The sequence below is a fragment of the Gottfriedia sp. NPDC056225 genome (assembly GCF_042267765.1).
In the GTDB taxonomy this organism is placed as follows: Bacteria; Bacillota; Bacilli; order Bacillales; family Bacillaceae_G; genus Gottfriedia.
In genome coordinates this window covers 182312-199170 of sequence record NZ_JBHJTJ010000002.1, presented here as the reverse complement: position 1 = coordinate 199170, position 16859 = coordinate 182312, and the positions used below count along the sequence as shown (strand labels likewise).

Annotated in this window: 19 protein-coding genes and 1 other annotated feature; of the genes, 13 read left to right on the top strand and 6 right to left on the bottom strand. The window is 32.1% G+C overall.

The genetic code is table 11. The annotated features are described in order from the left end of the window. Positions 1-5 precede the first annotated feature (5 nt). From udk to ACFCYN_RS03065, 9 genes are all read left to right on the top strand, one after another. Positions 6-641 (top strand): uridine kinase, encoded by a 636-nt coding sequence (gene udk, locus ACFCYN_RS03105; RefSeq protein ID WP_098121802.1) that lies wholly within the window; start codon positions 6-8, stop codon positions 639-641. A gap of 209 nt (positions 642-850) precedes the next feature. Next, positions 851-1327 (top strand): transcription elongation factor GreA, encoded by a 477-nt coding sequence (gene greA / locus ACFCYN_RS03100; RefSeq protein ID WP_098121801.1) that lies wholly within the window; start codon positions 851-853, stop codon positions 1325-1327. 72 nt (positions 1328-1399) lie between these two features. After that, a complete protein-coding gene (locus ACFCYN_RS03095) occupies positions 1400-3160 on the top strand; it encodes a peptidoglycan D,D-transpeptidase FtsI family protein (protein ID WP_375947446.1) in 1761 nt (586 codons plus the stop codon). A gap of 65 nt (positions 3161-3225) precedes the next feature. Next, positions 3226-3822 carry a YrrS family protein gene (locus ACFCYN_RS03090; protein ID WP_172447427.1) on the top strand — a complete coding sequence of 199 codons (597 nt, stop codon included), beginning with the start codon at positions 3226-3228 and terminating at the stop codon, positions 3820-3822. 84 nt (positions 3823-3906) lie between these two features. Next, positions 3907-4599 (top strand): 5'-methylthioadenosine/S-adenosylhomocysteine nucleosidase, encoded by a 693-nt coding sequence (mtnN, locus tag ACFCYN_RS03085; RefSeq protein ID WP_375947443.1) that lies wholly within the window; start codon positions 3907-3909, stop codon positions 4597-4599. A 174-nt stretch (positions 4600-4773) separates the two neighbouring features. Continuing rightward, a complete protein-coding gene (locus ACFCYN_RS03080; RefSeq protein WP_216854017.1) occupies positions 4774-5493 on the top strand; it encodes an ABC transporter ATP-binding protein in 720 nt (239 codons plus the stop codon). After that, the gene (locus ACFCYN_RS03075) at positions 5490-6506 is read left to right on the top strand and encodes an ABC transporter permease (protein ID WP_375947441.1); all 1017 of its coding nucleotides are present in this window, start codon (positions 5490-5492) and stop codon (positions 6504-6506) included. Before ACFCYN_RS03080 ends, ACFCYN_RS03075 begins: the two co-directional genes overlap by 4 nt. A gap of 3 nt (positions 6507-6509) precedes the next feature. Continuing rightward, the gene (locus ACFCYN_RS03070; RefSeq protein WP_172447430.1) at positions 6510-7163 is read left to right on the top strand and encodes a TetR/AcrR family transcriptional regulator; all 654 of its coding nucleotides are present in this window, start codon (positions 6510-6512) and stop codon (positions 7161-7163) included. Positions 7164-7387: 224 nt separating this feature from the next. Continuing rightward, the gene (locus tag ACFCYN_RS03065) at positions 7388-7621 is read left to right on the top strand and encodes a YrhC family protein (protein WP_172447431.1); all 234 of its coding nucleotides are present in this window, start codon (positions 7388-7390) and stop codon (positions 7619-7621) included. Between the two features lie 72 nt (positions 7622-7693). On the opposite strand, the gene sigK is transcribed toward ACFCYN_RS03065, so the two are convergent. Beyond that, on the bottom strand, positions 7694-8413 hold the full coding sequence (sigK, locus tag ACFCYN_RS03060; protein ID WP_098120429.1) for an RNA polymerase sporulation sigma factor SigK: 720 nt from the start codon (positions 8411-8413) through the stop codon (positions 7694-7696). A gap of 258 nt (positions 8414-8671) precedes the next feature. After that, positions 8672-8900, top strand: a binding site (T-box leader). Positions 8901-8996: 96 nt separating this feature from the next. On the opposite strand from sigK, the gene ACFCYN_RS03055 reads away from it, so the two are divergent. The 3 genes from ACFCYN_RS03055 (at position 8997) to ACFCYN_RS03045 (ending at position 12638) form a co-directional block, all read left to right on the top strand. Then, a complete protein-coding gene (locus ACFCYN_RS03055; protein WP_098120430.1) occupies positions 8997-10079 on the top strand; it encodes a bifunctional 3-deoxy-7-phosphoheptulonate synthase/chorismate mutase in 1083 nt (360 codons plus the stop codon). A 32-nt stretch (positions 10080-10111) separates the two neighbouring features. Then, positions 10112-11212 carry a prephenate dehydrogenase gene (locus tag ACFCYN_RS03050; RefSeq protein ID WP_172447432.1) on the top strand — a complete coding sequence of 367 codons (1101 nt, stop codon included), beginning with the start codon at positions 10112-10114 and terminating at the stop codon, positions 11210-11212. A gap of 193 nt (positions 11213-11405) precedes the next feature. Then, a complete protein-coding gene (locus ACFCYN_RS03045; RefSeq protein ID WP_172447433.1) occupies positions 11406-12638 on the top strand; it encodes an aminopeptidase in 1233 nt (410 codons plus the stop codon). A gap of 89 nt (positions 12639-12727) precedes the next feature. Here the strand turns inward: ACFCYN_RS03045 and ACFCYN_RS03040 are convergent, their stop codons facing one another. After that, positions 12728-13276: a GNAT family N-acetyltransferase gene (locus ACFCYN_RS03040; protein ID WP_375947437.1), complete on the bottom strand. Its 549-nt coding sequence runs from the start codon at positions 13274-13276 to the stop codon at positions 12728-12730. A gap of 182 nt (positions 13277-13458) precedes the next feature. Between ACFCYN_RS03040 and ACFCYN_RS03035 the strand changes: the two genes are divergently transcribed. After that, positions 13459-13911, top strand: a complete 453-nt coding sequence (locus tag ACFCYN_RS03035) for an SRPBCC family protein (RefSeq protein ID WP_172447435.1) — start codon at positions 13459-13461, stop codon at positions 13909-13911. Positions 13912-13955: 44 nt separating this feature from the next. Here ACFCYN_RS03035 and crcB (ACFCYN_RS03030) read toward each other — a convergent pair whose 3' ends face one another. The 4 genes from crcB (ACFCYN_RS03030) to ACFCYN_RS03015 form a co-directional block, all read right to left on the bottom strand. Next, entirely contained in the window at positions 13956-14312 is a 357-nt protein-coding gene (crcB, locus tag ACFCYN_RS03030; protein ID WP_216854018.1) for a fluoride efflux transporter CrcB, read from the bottom strand. Then, the gene (gene crcB, locus ACFCYN_RS03025) at positions 14309-14698 is read right to left on the bottom strand and encodes a fluoride efflux transporter CrcB (RefSeq protein WP_375947434.1); all 390 of its coding nucleotides are present in this window, start codon (positions 14696-14698) and stop codon (positions 14309-14311) included. Before crcB (ACFCYN_RS03025) ends, crcB (ACFCYN_RS03030) begins: the two co-directional genes overlap by 4 nt. Before the next feature lie 49 nt (positions 14699-14747). After that, positions 14748-15509: a CPBP family intramembrane glutamic endopeptidase gene (locus tag ACFCYN_RS03020; protein WP_172447437.1), complete on the bottom strand. Its 762-nt coding sequence runs from the start codon at positions 15507-15509 to the stop codon at positions 14748-14750. A gap of 625 nt (positions 15510-16134) precedes the next feature. Further along, complete coding sequence (locus tag ACFCYN_RS03015; RefSeq protein ID WP_375947432.1) at positions 16135-16749, bottom strand: GTP pyrophosphokinase; 615 nt, start codon at positions 16747-16749, stop codon at positions 16135-16137. Between the last annotated feature and the right edge of the window lie 110 nt (positions 16750-16859).

Sequence of the window (16859 nt, the reverse complement as noted above, 5' to 3'; positions counted from 1 at the left end):
GAAGTATGGGGAATAAGCCCATTGTAATTGGAATTGCTGGAGGGACTGGCTCTGGTAAAACTTCTGTAACAAAAGCAATCTATGATCAATTTAAAGGTCATTCAATTTTAATGATACAGCAAGATTCTTATTATAGAGATCAAACTCATTTGCCAATGGAAGAAAGATTGAAAACAAATTATGACCATCCATTAGCATTTGATAATGATTTGTTTATTGAGCATATCAAAGAATTATTGCAATACAAAGCAATTGAGAAACCTGTATATGACTATACAATTCATACAAGATCTTCAGAAACAATCCCTGTAGAACCAAAAGAAGTTATCATTTTAGAAGGTATTCTAGTTTTAGAAGACGAGCGTTTACGTGACTTAATGGATATAAAAATATTTGTAGATACGGATGCTGACTTACGAATTCTTCGTAGAATACAGCGAGATATAAAAGAACGTGGAAGAACAGTTGATTCTGTAGTAGATCAATATGTAAATGTTGTACGACCTATGCATAATCAATTCTGTGAACCATCTAAAAAATTCGCTGATATTATTATACCTGAAGGCGGTCAGAACTTTGTTGCTATTGATTTAATGGCTACAAAAATTCAGACTATACTTGAAAGAGTAAGTGTATTATAATACCTTCATATGAGAGAATAATTCCTTAAAATAATTTTGGAAAGATGGAGAAGCAAAAACTTCTTCATCTTTCTATATAAAAGAATGCGTTTTCAAAAATTGAATGTTTCATTAATTATTCTCATACACTGTTTGTACAACCATTGTATAAACATATATTTAGAAGTTCTACATAAAGAAACGGTGGATACTAAAAGGAGTGTACAAAAATGGCTAACGAAAAAAAATTCCCTATGACTTTAGCAGGGAAACAAAAATTAGAACAAGAATTAGAAAACTTAAAAACTGTAAAACGTGCAGAAGTTGTAGAGCGTATTAAAATTGCTCGTAGCTTCGGTGACCTTTCAGAGAACTCTGAATACGATGCAGCTAAAGATGAGCAAGCGTTTGTAGAGGGTCGTATTACTACTTTAGAAAATATGATTCGTAATGCAGAAATTATTACTGAAAGCAACGAAGCATCAGATACAGTAACTTTAGGTAAATCTGTTACTTTCTTAGAATTACCTGCAGGTGACGAAGAAACTTACACAATCGTAGGTAGTGCTGAGGCTGACCCATTTGAAGGTAAAATTTCAAATGATTCTCCAATCGCTAGAAGCTTATTAGGTAAAACAGTTGGTGAAGAAGTAACTGTTAGTACTCCAGGTGGAGATATGCAAGTGAGAATTACTGCTGTTAAATAATTTGATTTGTTTAACAATTTAATAGTTTGAAAAGAGAACACCCCGTCTACACTGTAGATGAGGTGTTTTTTTATGCATAGACGGATAAAAGCCATTTTAATTATATTTACGTTATTATTTTCTTTAATCCTATACAGATGTTTAGATATAGGTGTACTTAATCAAAAGGATTTTGGGCCACAGAAGGTAAACTTAATTGAACGAAGCGTTGCTCAAAGGACTTTTCAATTTCGTATTGATAATGGTCGTGGAAAAATACTTGACCGTAATGGAAAACTATTAAGCGCAGCCTATACCCCAAAAGTTATTTTATTTCCCTTTTTAAAAACTATTAATTGGCCGATTGAAAAATTATCTCAAATCACAGGAGTATCGGTTACAAATATAAAAAATCAGTTTAATAATAAAAAAGAACCTTTTACATTGGATGGGATTAAGAAGACATTAACATCTGAAGAAATTGACGAAATTAATAATTTACATGTTTCTGGTTTAATTTCAATGCTGTCACAAGATAAAGATGATAAACAATTAGCAGAACATTTAATAGGAATTGCAAGAGAAAATAAAGAACAATATGAAAAGCAGTATGAGAGTGATCGAGACTATAAACCTAAGGAATTTGGAGTAATCGGATTAGAAGCTCAGTTTGAAGATTTCCTAAAATCTGATGGTACATCTAATCTAATGCTTCATGTAGACAATTTAGGTAAACCAATGTTCGGAAATGAAGTAAAGTATGCCAAGCCAAGTAATCCCTTTTATCCAGTTTCCCTTTCTACAACACTTGATAAGAATTTACAGCAAATACTAGAACAATCAGTTGACCAAGCTAAACTTAAAAAAGGCGCAGCGGTACTAATTGACGTGAAGACGAACAAATTATTAGCTATGGTAAGTCGACCTACTATGGATTTCCAAAATTTATTTTCTCAAAATGACAATACAGCAACGAATTATGCATTATTAGCTAGTACTCCTGGGTCTGTTTTTAAAACAGTAGTAGCGGCTGCTGCGATTGATCAAGGAATTGTGAAAGATAATCAAATGTTTAATTGTAATAATAATCTAGTTGGTAAATACGAAGACGAAGAGAAAAAACGAAAAGGTAATTTAAACTTCCAACAAAGCTTCTATGAAAGCTGTAATTACACATTTGGACAATTAGGAAAGCAATTAACTAAAAAAAATAAAGATATGTTTCAAACTTATGCTAAAAAGCTAGGTTTAGATGGTCCCGTAGGTTGGACAGGTTCAGTTTATCACGAGGCTAGTTTTAGTCAATTTCAAAATGAGGGAAAACCAACTTATTTTGTAGGAAACAATTTAAGTGATAAACTCTTAAATTCATCCATTGGACAGCAGGATGTAAAAGTTTCACCTCTTGCAGTAGCCAATATGATGGCGACAATAGCGCGTGGAGGAAGCCCAAAACAAGTAAAGGTTGTAGATTCTGTATTATATAAAAACGGTACAGAAATGTTTAAATTTCCAGATCAAACATTGGCAGATGATTATTTAGCTCCAGATTCAATGGGAAAATTAAGAGAGCTATTAAGAGGAGTAGTAACGGATGCTAAAGGAACTGGAAGTAGATATGCTAGTTTACCGTATACATTAGCTGGTAAAAGTGGTACTGCAGAAACAAAAGTAGTCGATGGTAAAATAGTTGAACAAAACAAATGGTTCGCAGGATATTTCCCATATGACAAACCAAGATATGCATTTGCAGTAGTTAGTTTAAATGTTTCTAACGAAGTCACATCTACGTCTGATACTGTTACAAATTTAGTAAAATCTATTTATAACTTTGATAAAAGCCACACTAAATAACTTTTTTTCTTAATTAACTCTATGATAAAATAGGGAAAATTAGTTGTTTTTGGAGGATTTTGTCAATGTCTTCGATTGAAACAAACAGAAGGGTCCAAAAGTTAAGAAGTGTACGAAGAGGGAATTATTTTTACCGTTTACTACTTATTCCACTTCTTTTTGGAATTATCTATTTAGGGATAAAAATTGCGCTACCAATCATTAAGCAAGAAAAAATGGAGCCTAAAACTGCAAAAGCTGAGCTAACTACATCAGTCCAAGAACCAAAGCAAATGACGGATATACCGAATCCATACCAAGCCAAATATCGTGAAAGAGTAAATGAGATTATTCGAGATTCAGTAAATGATGAAAATATAATCGAGTCAACTGTGAAAGAATGGAAGCCTAATATAACGAAGCAAATTGAACCGCATATCGTTAGGTATAGTTATAAATCTCAAGACTTCTACGAAATGGAAGAAGCAGTTTCAAAAGCTACTTCCTTAACAAAAGAAGATTTCTCCGTGTGGCATCTCGGTAAAGGATACGATCTTCAAAGTATAAAAGTATATATAGCCACAAATGACTTAAGCTATAAATATGTCGTTTACTTACACTGGGTTGAAAAAGAAGGGTGGCTCCCGATACTAGTCCAGGAAGTAAAGGCTTTAAAGTATTAAATGCGGGTTGCATTCTGAAAGATGAAAGGTATGTCTGTATATGTTAAAATGATTAAAGTTTGATAGAAAGTAGGGAATAAAAGAATGAAAATAGCTATTATTGGAGCAATGGAAGAAGAAGTACATGTATTACGTGATAAATTAGATAACCTGAAAAAAGAAGAAATTGCAGGTTCAGAATATAATATTGGTACATATGAAGGTAAGCAAGTAATTTTATTAAAGTCTGGGATTGGTAAAGTTAATGCAGCAATGGCAACTGCAATTCTATTAGAAAAATATCAGCCAGACGTTGTTATTAATACAGGTTCTGCAGGTGGCTTACACACAGATTTAAATGTTGGTGATGTAGTGATTTCAACAGAAGTGCGTCACCATGACGTAGACGTAACTGCATTCAATTATGAATACGGCCAAGTACCAGGTATGCCAGCAGCATTCCCTTCAGATGACAAATTAAAGTCTATTGCTAAAAAATGTGCTGAAAAGATTAATGGAATTCAAGTAGTTGAAGGACTAATTGTAACTGGTGACTCATTTATGAATGATCCTGTTAGAGTTGAGTTCGTAAAAGGAAAATTTGGCGATCTTTATGCTGTAGAAATGGAAGCAGCTGCAATTGCTCAAGTTTGTTATGCCTTTAAAGTACCGTTTGTTGTAACGCGTGCATTATCAGATATTGCGGGTAAAGAATCAGATATTTCATTTGATCAATTCATTCATACTGCAGCAGTAAATTCAACATTAATGGTTGAGGAAATGATTAAAGCATTATAATTCTGTTGGGAAAGATGTCTTTATAGGCATCTTTCTTTTTTTATCCAAATATAATGAGTGAGTACTCACTTTTTATTGACTAGTAATAAAAAGTGATTTAAGATGAAGTTGAAGAGTGAGTACTCACTCATTGTGAAAAATATGAAAGTAAATATATTTGAACGGAGGATTAAGATGAGCAATGTTGTTCAAATCCAACAGGTCGATCGTTTATTTGGAAAAAGAGCTGTGCTAAAAAATATTTCTATGACTATTCAAGAAGGGGAAATTTTTGGAATATTAGGCCCATCAGGCTCTGGAAAAACAACTTTAATTAAATTGATTGCTGGAATTGATAAAAGTTCAAAAGGAGAGGTACTTGTTTATAACAAACAGATGCCTGATTTCTCCGTCCTGCCGTCGATAGGATACATGGGTCAATCTGATGCATTGTATAGTGATTTAACTGGTGCTGATAATTTAAGTTTCTTTGGTGCGCTATATAATTTAAAAGGTAAAGAACTAAAGGCGAGAATTCAGGAAGTAGCTGAAATTGTTGGTTTAGAGGATGCATTAAGCAAACAAGTTAATCAATACTCTGGGGGAATGAAAAAGCGACTTTCTCTAGCAATTTCAATTCTGCATAAACCTACATTACTAATTCTGGATGAACCAACAGTTGGAATTGATCCTGTACTTAGAAAGCAAATATGGAATCAGTTTTTTGACATGAAAAAACAAGGCACTACGATCATTATTACAACCCATATCATGGAAGAAGCTGAAAAGTGCGAGCGTATTGGATTAATTAGAGAAGGTGAACTAATCGCATTAGACACGACTGAAAATTTAATCTCGAAATCAAAAACTGGCAAGATTGAAGACCTATATTTTAATAATGAGGTGAGTTCATGAGAATCTTTGCTATTTCAAAACGAATCATTAAACAATTTTTAAAAGATAGAAGATCTCTTGCAATGATTTTCGTAGCACCTATTGTGTTATTATTTTTATTTTCTTATATCTTAAAACAAGATGATACAAAGCCTACATTAGCTCTTGTAGATGCCCCGCCAGCATTTGAACATGTAATGAAAGACTATGCGAAAGTAAAAAATGTTAATCCTTCAGATATAAAAGTTAAATTGAAAAATATGAAGCTTGATGGTGCTGTCTTATTTAAGTCAGGAGAAATAGTGGTACAGATTGAAGGGACTGATAAAGCAAGAACTACTGCAGTTATGGATGAGATTCAATCAGCAGTGAAGGAAATCACACCGTCTAATCTTAAAATTGTAATGGATCCAATTTACGGTAGTAAAAATATGGAATCGTTTGATTCGATTGGACCTATTTTTATTGGATTCTTCTCGTTTTTATTTGTTTTTATCTTATCAGGTATTTCATTTGTGCGAGAAAGATTAACGACAACTTTAGAACGATTACTAGTTACACCTGTAAAAAGATGGGAAATTGTAGTAGGTTATATTCTAGGATTTGGATTTTTTGCTCTTATACAATCAATTATTATCACAATCTTTTCAATCACAGTATTGGATATGTATAATGTAGGAAGCGCTTGGGAAGTTTGTGTAGTTAATATTTTGCTATCTCTTACTGCATTAACACTCGGAATGTTATTATCTGCATATGCAAATAATGAATTTCAAGTCGTGCAATTTATTCCAGTGATTGCTGTTCCTCAAATACTATTTTCAGGTATTTTTTCAACAGCATTCTTACCAAATTGGTTTAAAGTTATTGGAGGCATTTTACCACTGACATATGGAGCAGAGGCACTAAGAGGAATTATGATTAAAGGTCAGTCCCTTGTAGATGTTGGCTTCCAGCTATTAATTTTACTAGGATTTTCGATACTGTTTATTTCTTTAAACATAATTGCTTTAAAGAAACAGCGTTCAATTTAAGGAGTGTTTCCAATTAAATTAGAAGAGTTTTTACCAGAAGAAAAATTACAGGAAATGAATGAAAAAGAAATAAAAATTCTTGAAGCAGCAATCGAAATATTTGCTGAAAAAGGCTTTGTTAGTACATCAACAAATGAAATAGCAAAAAAAGCAAATGTTGCTGAAGGTACAATTTTTCGTTATTTCAAAACTAAAAAAGAATTATTAAAAAGCATCATAAAGCCCACTTTAGTAAAAACAATTGCTCCTTTTGAAATGGATCGTTTTTCTAAAGCAGTGTTTCATTTAGAACACAAAACATTTGAAGATTTTTTACATGCACTAATTAAAAATCGAATGGAATTTGTGAAAAAAAACAAGTCAGTAATAAAAATAATCATACAAGAAATGCCATTTCAAGATGATATGCAAGAAGAATTAAAAAAACTTTTTAAAGAGAAAATGTATCCTAAAATTGCGCTTGTTTTACAATCGTTTATTGATAAAGGTCAAATAAAAGACATACCGATTCCAACCGTACTAAGATTGATTATTTCATCTGTTATTGGCCTTGTAGTATCGTCAATCGTGCTTGAAAATATTCCGTTATGGAATGAAGAGCAAGAAACACAACGCACTATCGAGTTTATTAAGGCAGGGTTAAATGCTAAAGAATAGTTAAAAAGACTAGGTTCTTTTTGTGAAAGGGATGGCTAAAAAGTCAGGGAAACTGACTCGGTAGCGTCCCTTTTTTTAATGATAGAGTAATTAAGAAAGTAGGGTATTCAGCCTACTTTTTCTTCCTAATACCTGCATTTCTTGCCTTTAATTACCTTCTCTTTTCGGGTATAAAATATGTTAAAGTTAATAAGTCAAAGAAGAGAAGGGAAGGTGCAGTAATCGTGAATATTAAAAATCTACAGGCAAAGGTAAATGATTTTAAAACATTCGGTGCAATAACAACAGCATTGGCTACTTTTTTCTATTTCGGGACTCTTCTTCCAAAGGACGGATTAACTCAAACAAAAATATTGACGATTGAGAGTATCGTTTTTGCAATGTTGATCTTTGCATTAGGCTTTTTCCTTACATCAAATTATTTTAAACGAAAACTTCAAAAAGAAGAACAAGCATAAAACCACTGAAAATGAATTGACTCCAATCGTTAGATTTGACTAACAATTGGAGTCGGAACCATCATCAGTGGTTTATTTTTTATCCTTTTTCTTTTCTTTTTCAGCCCTTAAAAACTCATGGTACATTTTCATTAAGGCACGTTTTTCAATTCTTGAAACATAGCTTCTTGAAATGCCTAATTTCTTTGCAATTTCGCGTTGAGTTAATTCTTTATCCATATCAATTCCAAATCGTTGAATAATAACATCCTTTTCACGATCATCTAGAATCTTAATGTATTGTTTGATTTTTTCAAGCTCCATATTTAGTTGAATTTGATCAACTACATCTTCTGTTTCCGTTTTTAAAATGTCTAAAAGTGAAATTTCGTTTCCTTCTTTGTCTTGCCCAATCGGGTCATGAAGGGAGACATCTTTTTTTGTTTTCTTTAGCGCACGTAAATGCATAAGTATCTCGTTTTCAATACATCTAGCCGCATATGTTGCTAATTTCGTTCCTTTACCTTGGACAAAGCTTTCGATTGCTTTAATTAAGCCAATAGTCCCGATTGAAATTAAATCTTCAGCATCTTCACCAGTGTTTTCAAATTTTTTGACGATGTGAGCAACAAGCCTTAAATTATGTTCAATCAATAAATTTCGTGCTTCGCCATCACCGTTTGCCATACGATTTAAATAGAGCGTTTCTTCTGCTGAAGAAAGAGGCTGAGGGAAGGCATTATTTTTTACATACGAAACAAACACGAACACTTCTTTTAAGAACAGACTTAAAGCTGTAAATAAACCAGGCATATGATCACTCCTAAGGAAGGTAAGGTAAGTTGTTATTTATATGTTTATGTATTGTACAAATTCATTGTGTCTGTACCATAAAAAAAATGTAGTGGGTATAAAAAAAATGTTGAAAATAGTAAGCGCTACCAATTCAGTAATGATGTATCTTTTTAAAAATCGTTACATATTCTAAAAAAAATATGCATTGACATCATATTTAAAAGTGCTTTATAATCCTCATTAATAACTTTTTTAATGAATCTTTTGACAATTAAATACATTGCGCTGAAAAGGGCAAAGTAAGCATAGCTTCCCTGTTTAAGAGAGCTGACGAAGGCTGCGAGTCAGTACATAGGCTATGGTGAATTACATTCTTGGAGCAATTTCTATTTCGTTATACGAAATTAGAAACGGTCATTATTTGATCGTTAACAAAATGAAGGTGGTGAGCAGAATTTTTGTTCACAACTAGGGTGGTACCGCGATTAAATAATTCGTCCCTACTGTTTATTCAGTAGGGACTTTTTGTTTTCAATTTTACATACTTACTTCAAAGAAGTGGTATTGGAATAGAATTTTAAAATTTGAGGAGGAAAAAGAAATGAGTACAAATGAATTAGTGCAATTACGTGATAAGGTTGATGAAATTAATTTAAAAATCGTGGAATTATTAAACGAGCGTGGGGCAGTTGTTCAAGAGATAGGTAAACAGAAGATTAAACATGGTATTAAGCGTTTCGATCCAGTTCGTGAGCGTGAAGTTTTAGATATGATTGCAAATGTGAATGAAGGGCCATTTGAAACTTCAACATTACAACATATTTTTAAAACAATTTTCCAAGCAAGTTTAGAGTTACAAGAAGATGACCACAGAAAAGCTCTTTTAGTATCTAGAAAGAAAAAGCCTGAAAATACAATTGTCACAGTGAAAAACGATATTGTTCTTGGTGACGGTTCACAATCATTTATTATGGGACCATGTGCAGTTGAAAGCTATGAGCAAGTACGTGCAGTTGCACAAGCAATGAAACAACAAGGTTTAACAATGATGCGAGGCGGTGCATTTAAACCTAGAACTTCTCCATACGATTTCCAAGGACTTGGATACGAAGGTCTTCAAATTTTAAGAGAAGTGGCAAATGAGTTTGATTTAGCGGTTATTAGTGAAATACTAAATCCAAATGATGTTGAAAGATCATTAGAATATGTTGATGTCATTCAAATTGGTGCACGTAATATGCAAAACTTCGATTTACTGAAAACAGTTGGTCAAGTAAATAAACCTGTTTTATTAAAACGTGGATTGTCAGCAACAATTGAAGAATTTATTAATGCAGCAGAATACATTATTTCTCAAGGAAATGACCAAATTATTCTTTGTGAAAGAGGAATTCGTACTTATGAGAAAGCTACAAGAAATACATTAGATATCTCAGCTGTACCTATTCTTAAGAAAGAAACACATTTACCAGTTGTTGTCGATGTTACTCATTCTACAGGACGTAAAGACTTACTATTACCAACTGCAAAAGCGGCTCTAGCAATTGGAGCGGATGCAGTAATGGCTGAAGTACATCCAGACCCAGCAGTTGCTTTATCAGATTCAGCTCAACAAATGAATATTCCGCAATTTGAAGAGTTCATGTTTGAGTTAAAAGACTTCCGTTCAAAGCTTCAAGGGTAATTAAACTTAATGAAAGATAGGCGGTGAAAGCCTTGAAAAAGAACGTCCTTTTAATTGGCACTGGTTTAATTGGAGGCTCAATTGCCTTGGCAATAAAAAAAGTGCATGATGTGAATATCATTGGCTATGATATAAACGAAAAACAACTTGAAATAGGAAAAAAAATTCAAGTTTTAGATGAAACCTCGGTACAGCTTAAAACCTGTGCCGAGAAGGCTCATCTAATTATCTTTTCTTGTCCTGTTGAGGAGTCAATAAAATATATACATATGTTAAGTGAATATGAACTAAAGAATGATGTCATATTAACAGATGTAGGTAGTACGAAAAGTGAAATTATGAGACACTCTAGGACACTTACAGATAAAGGATATTGCTTCATTGGTGGTCATCCGATGGCGGGTTCACACAAAACTGGTGTTGAGAGTGCGAAAGTTCATTTATTCGAAAATGCATATTATATTTTGACACCGAGTGAAAATACTGTAGATGGTCAAATTGATGAATTGAAAGAATGGCTTAAAGGAACAGGCTCACATTTTGTTGTGATTGATGAAGCAACACATGATCAAATTACAGGAGTGGTAAGTCACTTTCCACATCTAATCGCTTCTAATCTTGTAAAACAAGTTAAGAACTACTCAAAAGACGAGCCCTTAGTAACTTCTCTTGCTGCAGGTGGATTTAGAGACATTACAAGAATCGCATCAAGTAGTCCAAAAATGTGGACTGATATTGTGATTCAAAATAAAGATATTTTGCTTTCTCTAATTTCCAACTGGATAGATGATATGAAGCAAATGTATCAGCTTGTAGATAATCAGAATAAAGATGAAATCTTTCAATATTTTAAGGACTCAAAAGACTATCGTGACAATATGCCAGTAAAAGCAAATGGTGCCATTCCAAGTTATTTTGATTTATATGTTGACGTCTTAGATCGTGTTGGTGAGCTTGCTAATATCACAACAATCCTATCTATTCATCAAGTTAGTATTACTAATCTGAGAATTATTGAGTCACGCGAAGGCTTACCAGGTGTACTTCGAATAAGTCTTCAAACTGAAAATGACAGAGTGAAAGCAGAAAACTTCTTAAATGTAAATGGATATGAGACGTATATTGTTTCATAAGAAAGCACTTTTAATAGTGCTTTTTTTTGGTTGGAAAGTTCGATTACTTGATATAGTTATGTCCTATTTGCTAAAGCCTCTGACATTTCAAATAAAAATGAATAGTCAGTCTCTTTTAAGTACCAATTTTCTGAACTTTATATTATAATTTAGTAGGTTAGGTTATTAAAAAGTTAAACATGGAGGGATATCAATGTCTCAGTTTGAAAAATCTTTAGAAAAATATGCTGAACTTGCTGTAAAAAGTGGAGTTAATATCGTAGAAGGACAAACACTACAAATAAATGCACCAATCGGAGCTGCAGAATTCGTTCGTAAAGTTGTAAAATACGCTTACGAAGCAGGAGCAAAAAATGTAAATATCGAATGGAACGATGATGTAATTACTCGTACAAAATACGAATTAGCACCAGAAGAAGTATTCTCAGAATTTCCAGGTTGGAAAGTTACTGCTTTAGAAGAATTAGCTGAAAACGGTGGAGCTGTGTTATCAGTAATCTCACCAAACCCTGAATTATTAAAAGGAATCGATCCAAAGCGTATTGCTACTTTTAATAAGACTGCTAGCTCAGCATTACATAAATATCGTGAATACATGATGGCTGACCGTATTCGTTGGTCAATCGTAGCGATTCCATGCGTGGAATGGGCAGAAAAAGTGTATCCAAATGAGCAAATTGACAAAGCTATGGAATTACTATGGGATTCAGTTTTCAAAATTTGCCGAGTTGACAATGAAAATCCAGTAGAAGCTTGGGTTAAACATAACGATTTCTTACAAGAAAAAGTTGTTCAATTAAATGACAAGCGCTACAAAACATTACATTATACTGCACCTGGTACTGATTTAAAACTAGATTTAGTAGATAATCATGTATGGAAAGGTGGCGGAGCAAACAGTGAGGATGGTAAATGGTTTAATCCAAACATTCCAACTGAAGAAGTTTTCTCTATGCCACATAGCCACGGTGTAAACGGTACAGTTCAAGCTACTTTACCATTAAATTACGGTGGAAATTTAATCGAGAACTTCTCTTTAACATTTAAAGATGGTAAAGTTGTCGATTTCACAGCTGAAAAAGGCTATGATACACTGCAACACTTATTAGATACTGATGAAGGTGCTCGCCGTTTAGGTGAAGTTGCATTAGTACCACATGATTCACCTATTTCTAATACAGGTTTAATTTTCTTCAACACATTATATGATGAAAATGCTTCTTGCCACTTAGCATTAGGTAAAGCATATCCAAACAATATGAAGGATGGAGAAAAATTACCTTCTGAAGAACAAGAAAAATTAGGAATCAACCAAAGCTTAACTCACGTTGATTTCATGATCGGTTCTCCAGAATTAAACATCGATGGTATTAAAGAAGATGGAACAGTTGAACCAATTATGAGAAATGGTAACTGGGCATTTTAATAGAACATAAAAAAAGAGGGTATCTCATTATTTTGAGATACCTTTTTTGTTTAGACAAAGTCTTAAATATCTGATTTTCAGACTGAGGATTAAGCAAGTTCTTGGAACACTTCATTACTTCTTAATACGGTAATAAAACCATCTAAAATTGTATGGCTAACTGAAAATCCTTTACGTTTATAAAATTCAAGCGCGTCTTCATTTCCATTAGAAACAAAAATAAAATAATCCTCTACATCATCAAACTGTTTCAGCCACTTCATAGACATTTTGAATAGTACAGAACCAACGCCATATTTTCGATATTCTTCTTTTATGTAAAATTGAGACAAACAACCAACATTCTTTTTATGAACTGAGGATAGATCGAAAAATGTTGCAAATTCATTTGAATATGCCTCTTTTGGAGAAATATTTGAATAAACATAACCAACGACTTTGTCTTCATCTTTTACGATAACAATATAATTATGTATGGCTTTTTTTACTGAAGGAACCATTCGTGTATCAAAATTCATATGATCAAACAACTCTTGTTTGATTGTCGCTTTTGCCTTTTGAAAAGTCATTAATTCATTACATAAATCTCTACATAATTCAATTTGATCTTCGTCGATCGCTTCATAAGTTAAATTCATCTTGTCACTCCTCATTAAAATCGAGATTTTTAGCATTAACTAATTTCATATGATTTAATTTTAATATATAAATTTATGAAAACAAATGAATTTATAAGTTGAATCATTTTTGGTATATAATGGAAGGGTCAACTAGAATCAAAATTCATCACCTAAACATAAACCAAATGGAGGATGAAAAAATGGAAGATCTAAATTATGAGTTTTATATTGGTGCTAAACCAGAGGAAGTTTGGAAGATATTTGTAACACCAGAAGGAACTAAGGCAATTTTTTTCGGTTGTATATTGAAGTCAACATTTGAAGTTGGGGCGCAATATGAATATATTGGACCAGGTGAAGATGGAGATCATACAGTACATGTTTATGGAAAAATATTAGCATTTGAGCCTTACAAAATGATGAGTTATACAGAACATCCTGGTCCAGTTTACCGTGAAAATCATGCTGAATTAGAAACAAAAATTACTCTTACACTTGAAGAAGTGGGAGAGTGTACAAAGCTAACATTAGTTAACGATCAATGGCCAGAAAATCACCCTTCATATGAAAGTACAAAATCTAGTTGGCCGATGATATTAAGTAATGTAAAAACATATGCAGAATCAGGTAAAACATTAGATTTTGGCTGGTAAATATAAAACTAAAAACCTCTGAGATTTTGTCAGAGGTTTTTAGTTTATCGGAATAGATGAAAACCAATATATGCACAAAAAATACTAATAATTGTAGATAAAATGATGTAAGATAAAGCGGTTTTGAATTTTTTTGAGATGATTAATTGAATGGCTTCATAGCCAAATGTAGAAAAGGTAGTAAAACCACCTAATATTCCTACACCAATAAACAACCACATAGTTGTAGAGATGGACTGATCTAGATAAAGATGGTTAGTTAAACCTAAAATAAACGACCCGAGTATGTTTATAACGAAGGTGCCAAAAGGAAAAATTGTTGTATGCTTTTTATTAACATAATTACCAAGAGCATAACGACAAATTGCTCCAATTCCCCCACCTATTCCAATAATGATCATGATGAGGTTACTCCTTTTGCTTTATTAAATTTCTCAGCCGTTTTCACACCAAGATATGACAAACTTATTCCAATTACTAAACTTAGTAGTATATAGGCAAAACTTACTAGCATCTTTTTTTCATCAATTAGAACCACATTTTCAAGTGAAAAAGTTGAAAATGTTGTAAACGCTCCAGTAAAACCTGTTCCAATTAATAAAGTGTATTCAGGTTTTAGATTAACTTTAGCCATCGGTAAGAAAAATCCTAAAAAGAAGCATCCAATTATATTGATTAAAAATGTATGAATTGGAAAACCATTAGTTAGTGGATGAATTGCTGTCCCAAATAAGTATCGTAGAATTGCTCCAAAAAAACCTCCAACAAATATAAGTAAATAGTTCATAAATCACCTCATTAATACATGATAAAAACGCTCACTAGGAGCGTTTTTGTTAGTTTGTAGCATAAAAAAGAATAATCGAAACTAAATTATTCAAAAAGTGGGCAAAAATAGTAACCTCAATTTTTTTTGTTTTGATATAAATAATACCAAAAATTAACCCAGCTAAAGAGTACGACAGTAATGCATAGATAGAAAAACCAGCAAGCATATGCAATAAACCAAATCCAAATGAACTTACGATCAAACCAATAATCGGAGAATGTTTAAAAATAGAACCAATGATTAATTTTCGTGTAATCCATTCTTCTTTAATCGGTGCTAATATTACAGCAGAAATAATCATAAGGGCCGGATTGGTACGCAGCAAGCCTTCAACTTCTTTTTGATTATCTGGAGTTGCTATCGAATAATTGAAATGTTGGAAAATTACATCAAGAAGTTGTGAAGAAACAATAAGAACCACATATGCGCCTAAAACAATTACAATATCAATTACAGTAATGTTTATTCGTCTTAAAGTTAGAAGACCTTTTTTCTTCGTATAATAATATAGCCAAAATAAACTGAGGACACCAAAGATTGAATCCGCATAAATCGAAACAGTATTTAAAAGATTATAAAATTGTTCTCTAGTTAGACTAATATGCGCGGTTTTAACAAAAATCGCACCCCATATCGTTGCAATCACTAGAAGTAAGTTCAAACCAACTATAAATATTAAAAAATAGAAGACAAGTGTTTTTATGGCAGACTTACGTTCATTCGGTATATTTTCTGGTATGAGTGTTTTATAGTTTAATTCATTATCCAAATCGGCTCCTCCAATTTTTTGATCTATGATCTCAAACTTTCTAACAATCTAATTTATATTTATACTAACATATCCTATTTTATCTTAAATATAAAGCTGAAAGAACCAAAATTAAATTAAATAAAACTAATTATTTTCAAACCATTTAAGATTCAATCTAGCTTGTGATAGAAAAGAGAACTTTAATTATGTGCAAAAGTACACAGAATGTTCTAATTATTGTAACTTTCATTTTGTTAGATGATTGTTAAATCATATTAATCTTTTTGTAATCGCATGAACTTAGATCGGGTTGCTGAGGTCATTTCTAATTACACAGGGATTTATTACTTCAAAAGCTTTTTTGTATCAGATAGTATACTTATTTTCTTTCTAATTATTTTAATCTTTGGATGCATAAATTTTTTGCGATCAGATCGCTTTACGAACAATATTTTTAAGTTTATTTTTGCACAAGTATTGTTCTTATCATCATATTTATTTTGCTATTTTCTAATTGTATTTATGTTCTCCGTTTTATTTATAAAATGATTGGTTTTTGCTAGTTGCTATCGGAAAGTACAGATAAAAACATGAAGAAAACAAGGTATACTGATATACCTTGTTTTCTTTAATCCTGCTCGATTCAATTCAATTGCTCAACTTGATCCCTAATCCGCTCCATTTTAAAGTCTAATGAATTTACGGTTGCAGAAGCTTCATTCAAACTATCTATTATTTCTTTTGGAACCTTTTTATTGTATTTATAAAAAATCTTATGTTCAAGGCTTGCCCAAAAGTCCATCGCAACAGTTCTAATTTGAATCTCTACTTTTACCCTTCTTGTTTCAGATGCAAGAAAAATTGGGATTTCAATAATCATATGAAAACTTTTATATCCATTTGATTTAGGCTTTTTAATATAATCTTTTACTTCTATTATATAAATGTCATCTTGCTGTTTTAAAAGTTCATAGATCATATAAATATCACTAATAAATGAACAGCTAATACGAACCCCAGCTATATCATTAATATATTTTTCTAGATTATCGTTTGTTAATTCTAATCCCTTACGCTCAAGCTTTTCCATTATACTTTCAGGTTTTTTTAATCGAGACTTTACGTGTTCAATTGGATTATGATTATGAGTTAAAGTAAATTCTTCATTTAATATTTTAATTTTAGTATTGATTTCATCTAACGCAAATTTATATATTAAAAGTGTGTTAGTCCATTCACCTAAGCTTAGTTCTTTCAAGATAGGCAACCTCCTAATGTATATTACGTAAGTATTCTATCAGTCCAATGTGAACTTAGTGTGAATTATTTGTAACAAGACGATTAGTTCAAGACTTAGAGTATAGGAAG

Excerpts from the sequence above, each read along its gene's own strand:
- crcB (WP_216854018.1), bottom strand. The coding sequence starts at position 14,312 with ATGATCATTATTGGAATAGGTGGGGGAATTGGAGCAATTTGTCGTTAT.
- ACFCYN_RS03055 (WP_098120430.1), top strand. The coding sequence starts at position 8,997 with ATGAGTACAAATGAATTAGTGCAATTACGTGATAAGGTTGATGAAATT.
- udk (WP_098121802.1), top strand. The coding sequence starts at position 6 with ATGGGGAATAAGCCCATTGTAATTGGAATTGCTGGAGGGACTGGCTCT.
- ACFCYN_RS03080 (WP_216854017.1), top strand. The coding sequence starts at position 4,774 with ATGAGCAATGTTGTTCAAATCCAACAGGTCGATCGTTTATTTGGAAAA.
- ACFCYN_RS03045 (WP_172447433.1), top strand. The coding sequence starts at position 11,406 with ATGTCTCAGTTTGAAAAATCTTTAGAAAAATATGCTGAACTTGCTGTA.
- ACFCYN_RS03095 (WP_375947446.1), top strand. The coding sequence starts at position 1,400 with ATGCATAGACGGATAAAAGCCATTTTAATTATATTTACGTTATTATTT.
- ACFCYN_RS03090 (WP_172447427.1), top strand. The coding sequence starts at position 3,226 with ATGTCTTCGATTGAAACAAACAGAAGGGTCCAAAAGTTAAGAAGTGTA.
- greA (WP_098121801.1), top strand. The coding sequence starts at position 851 with ATGGCTAACGAAAAAAAATTCCCTATGACTTTAGCAGGGAAACAAAAA.
- ACFCYN_RS03035 (WP_172447435.1), top strand. The coding sequence starts at position 13,459 with ATGGAAGATCTAAATTATGAGTTTTATATTGGTGCTAAACCAGAGGAA.
- mtnN (WP_375947443.1), top strand. The coding sequence starts at position 3,907 with ATGAAAATAGCTATTATTGGAGCAATGGAAGAAGAAGTACATGTATTA.
- ACFCYN_RS03075 (WP_375947441.1), top strand. The coding sequence starts at position 5,490 with ATGAGAATCTTTGCTATTTCAAAACGAATCATTAAACAATTTTTAAAA.
- sigK (WP_098120429.1), bottom strand. The coding sequence starts at position 8,413 with ATGCCTGGTTTATTTACAGCTTTAAGTCTGTTCTTAAAAGAAGTGTTC.
- crcB (WP_375947434.1), bottom strand. The coding sequence starts at position 14,698 with ATGAACTATTTACTTATATTTGTTGGAGGTTTTTTTGGAGCAATTCTA.
- ACFCYN_RS03040 (WP_375947437.1), bottom strand. The coding sequence starts at position 13,276 with ATGAATTTAACTTATGAAGCGATCGACGAAGATCAAATTGAATTATGT.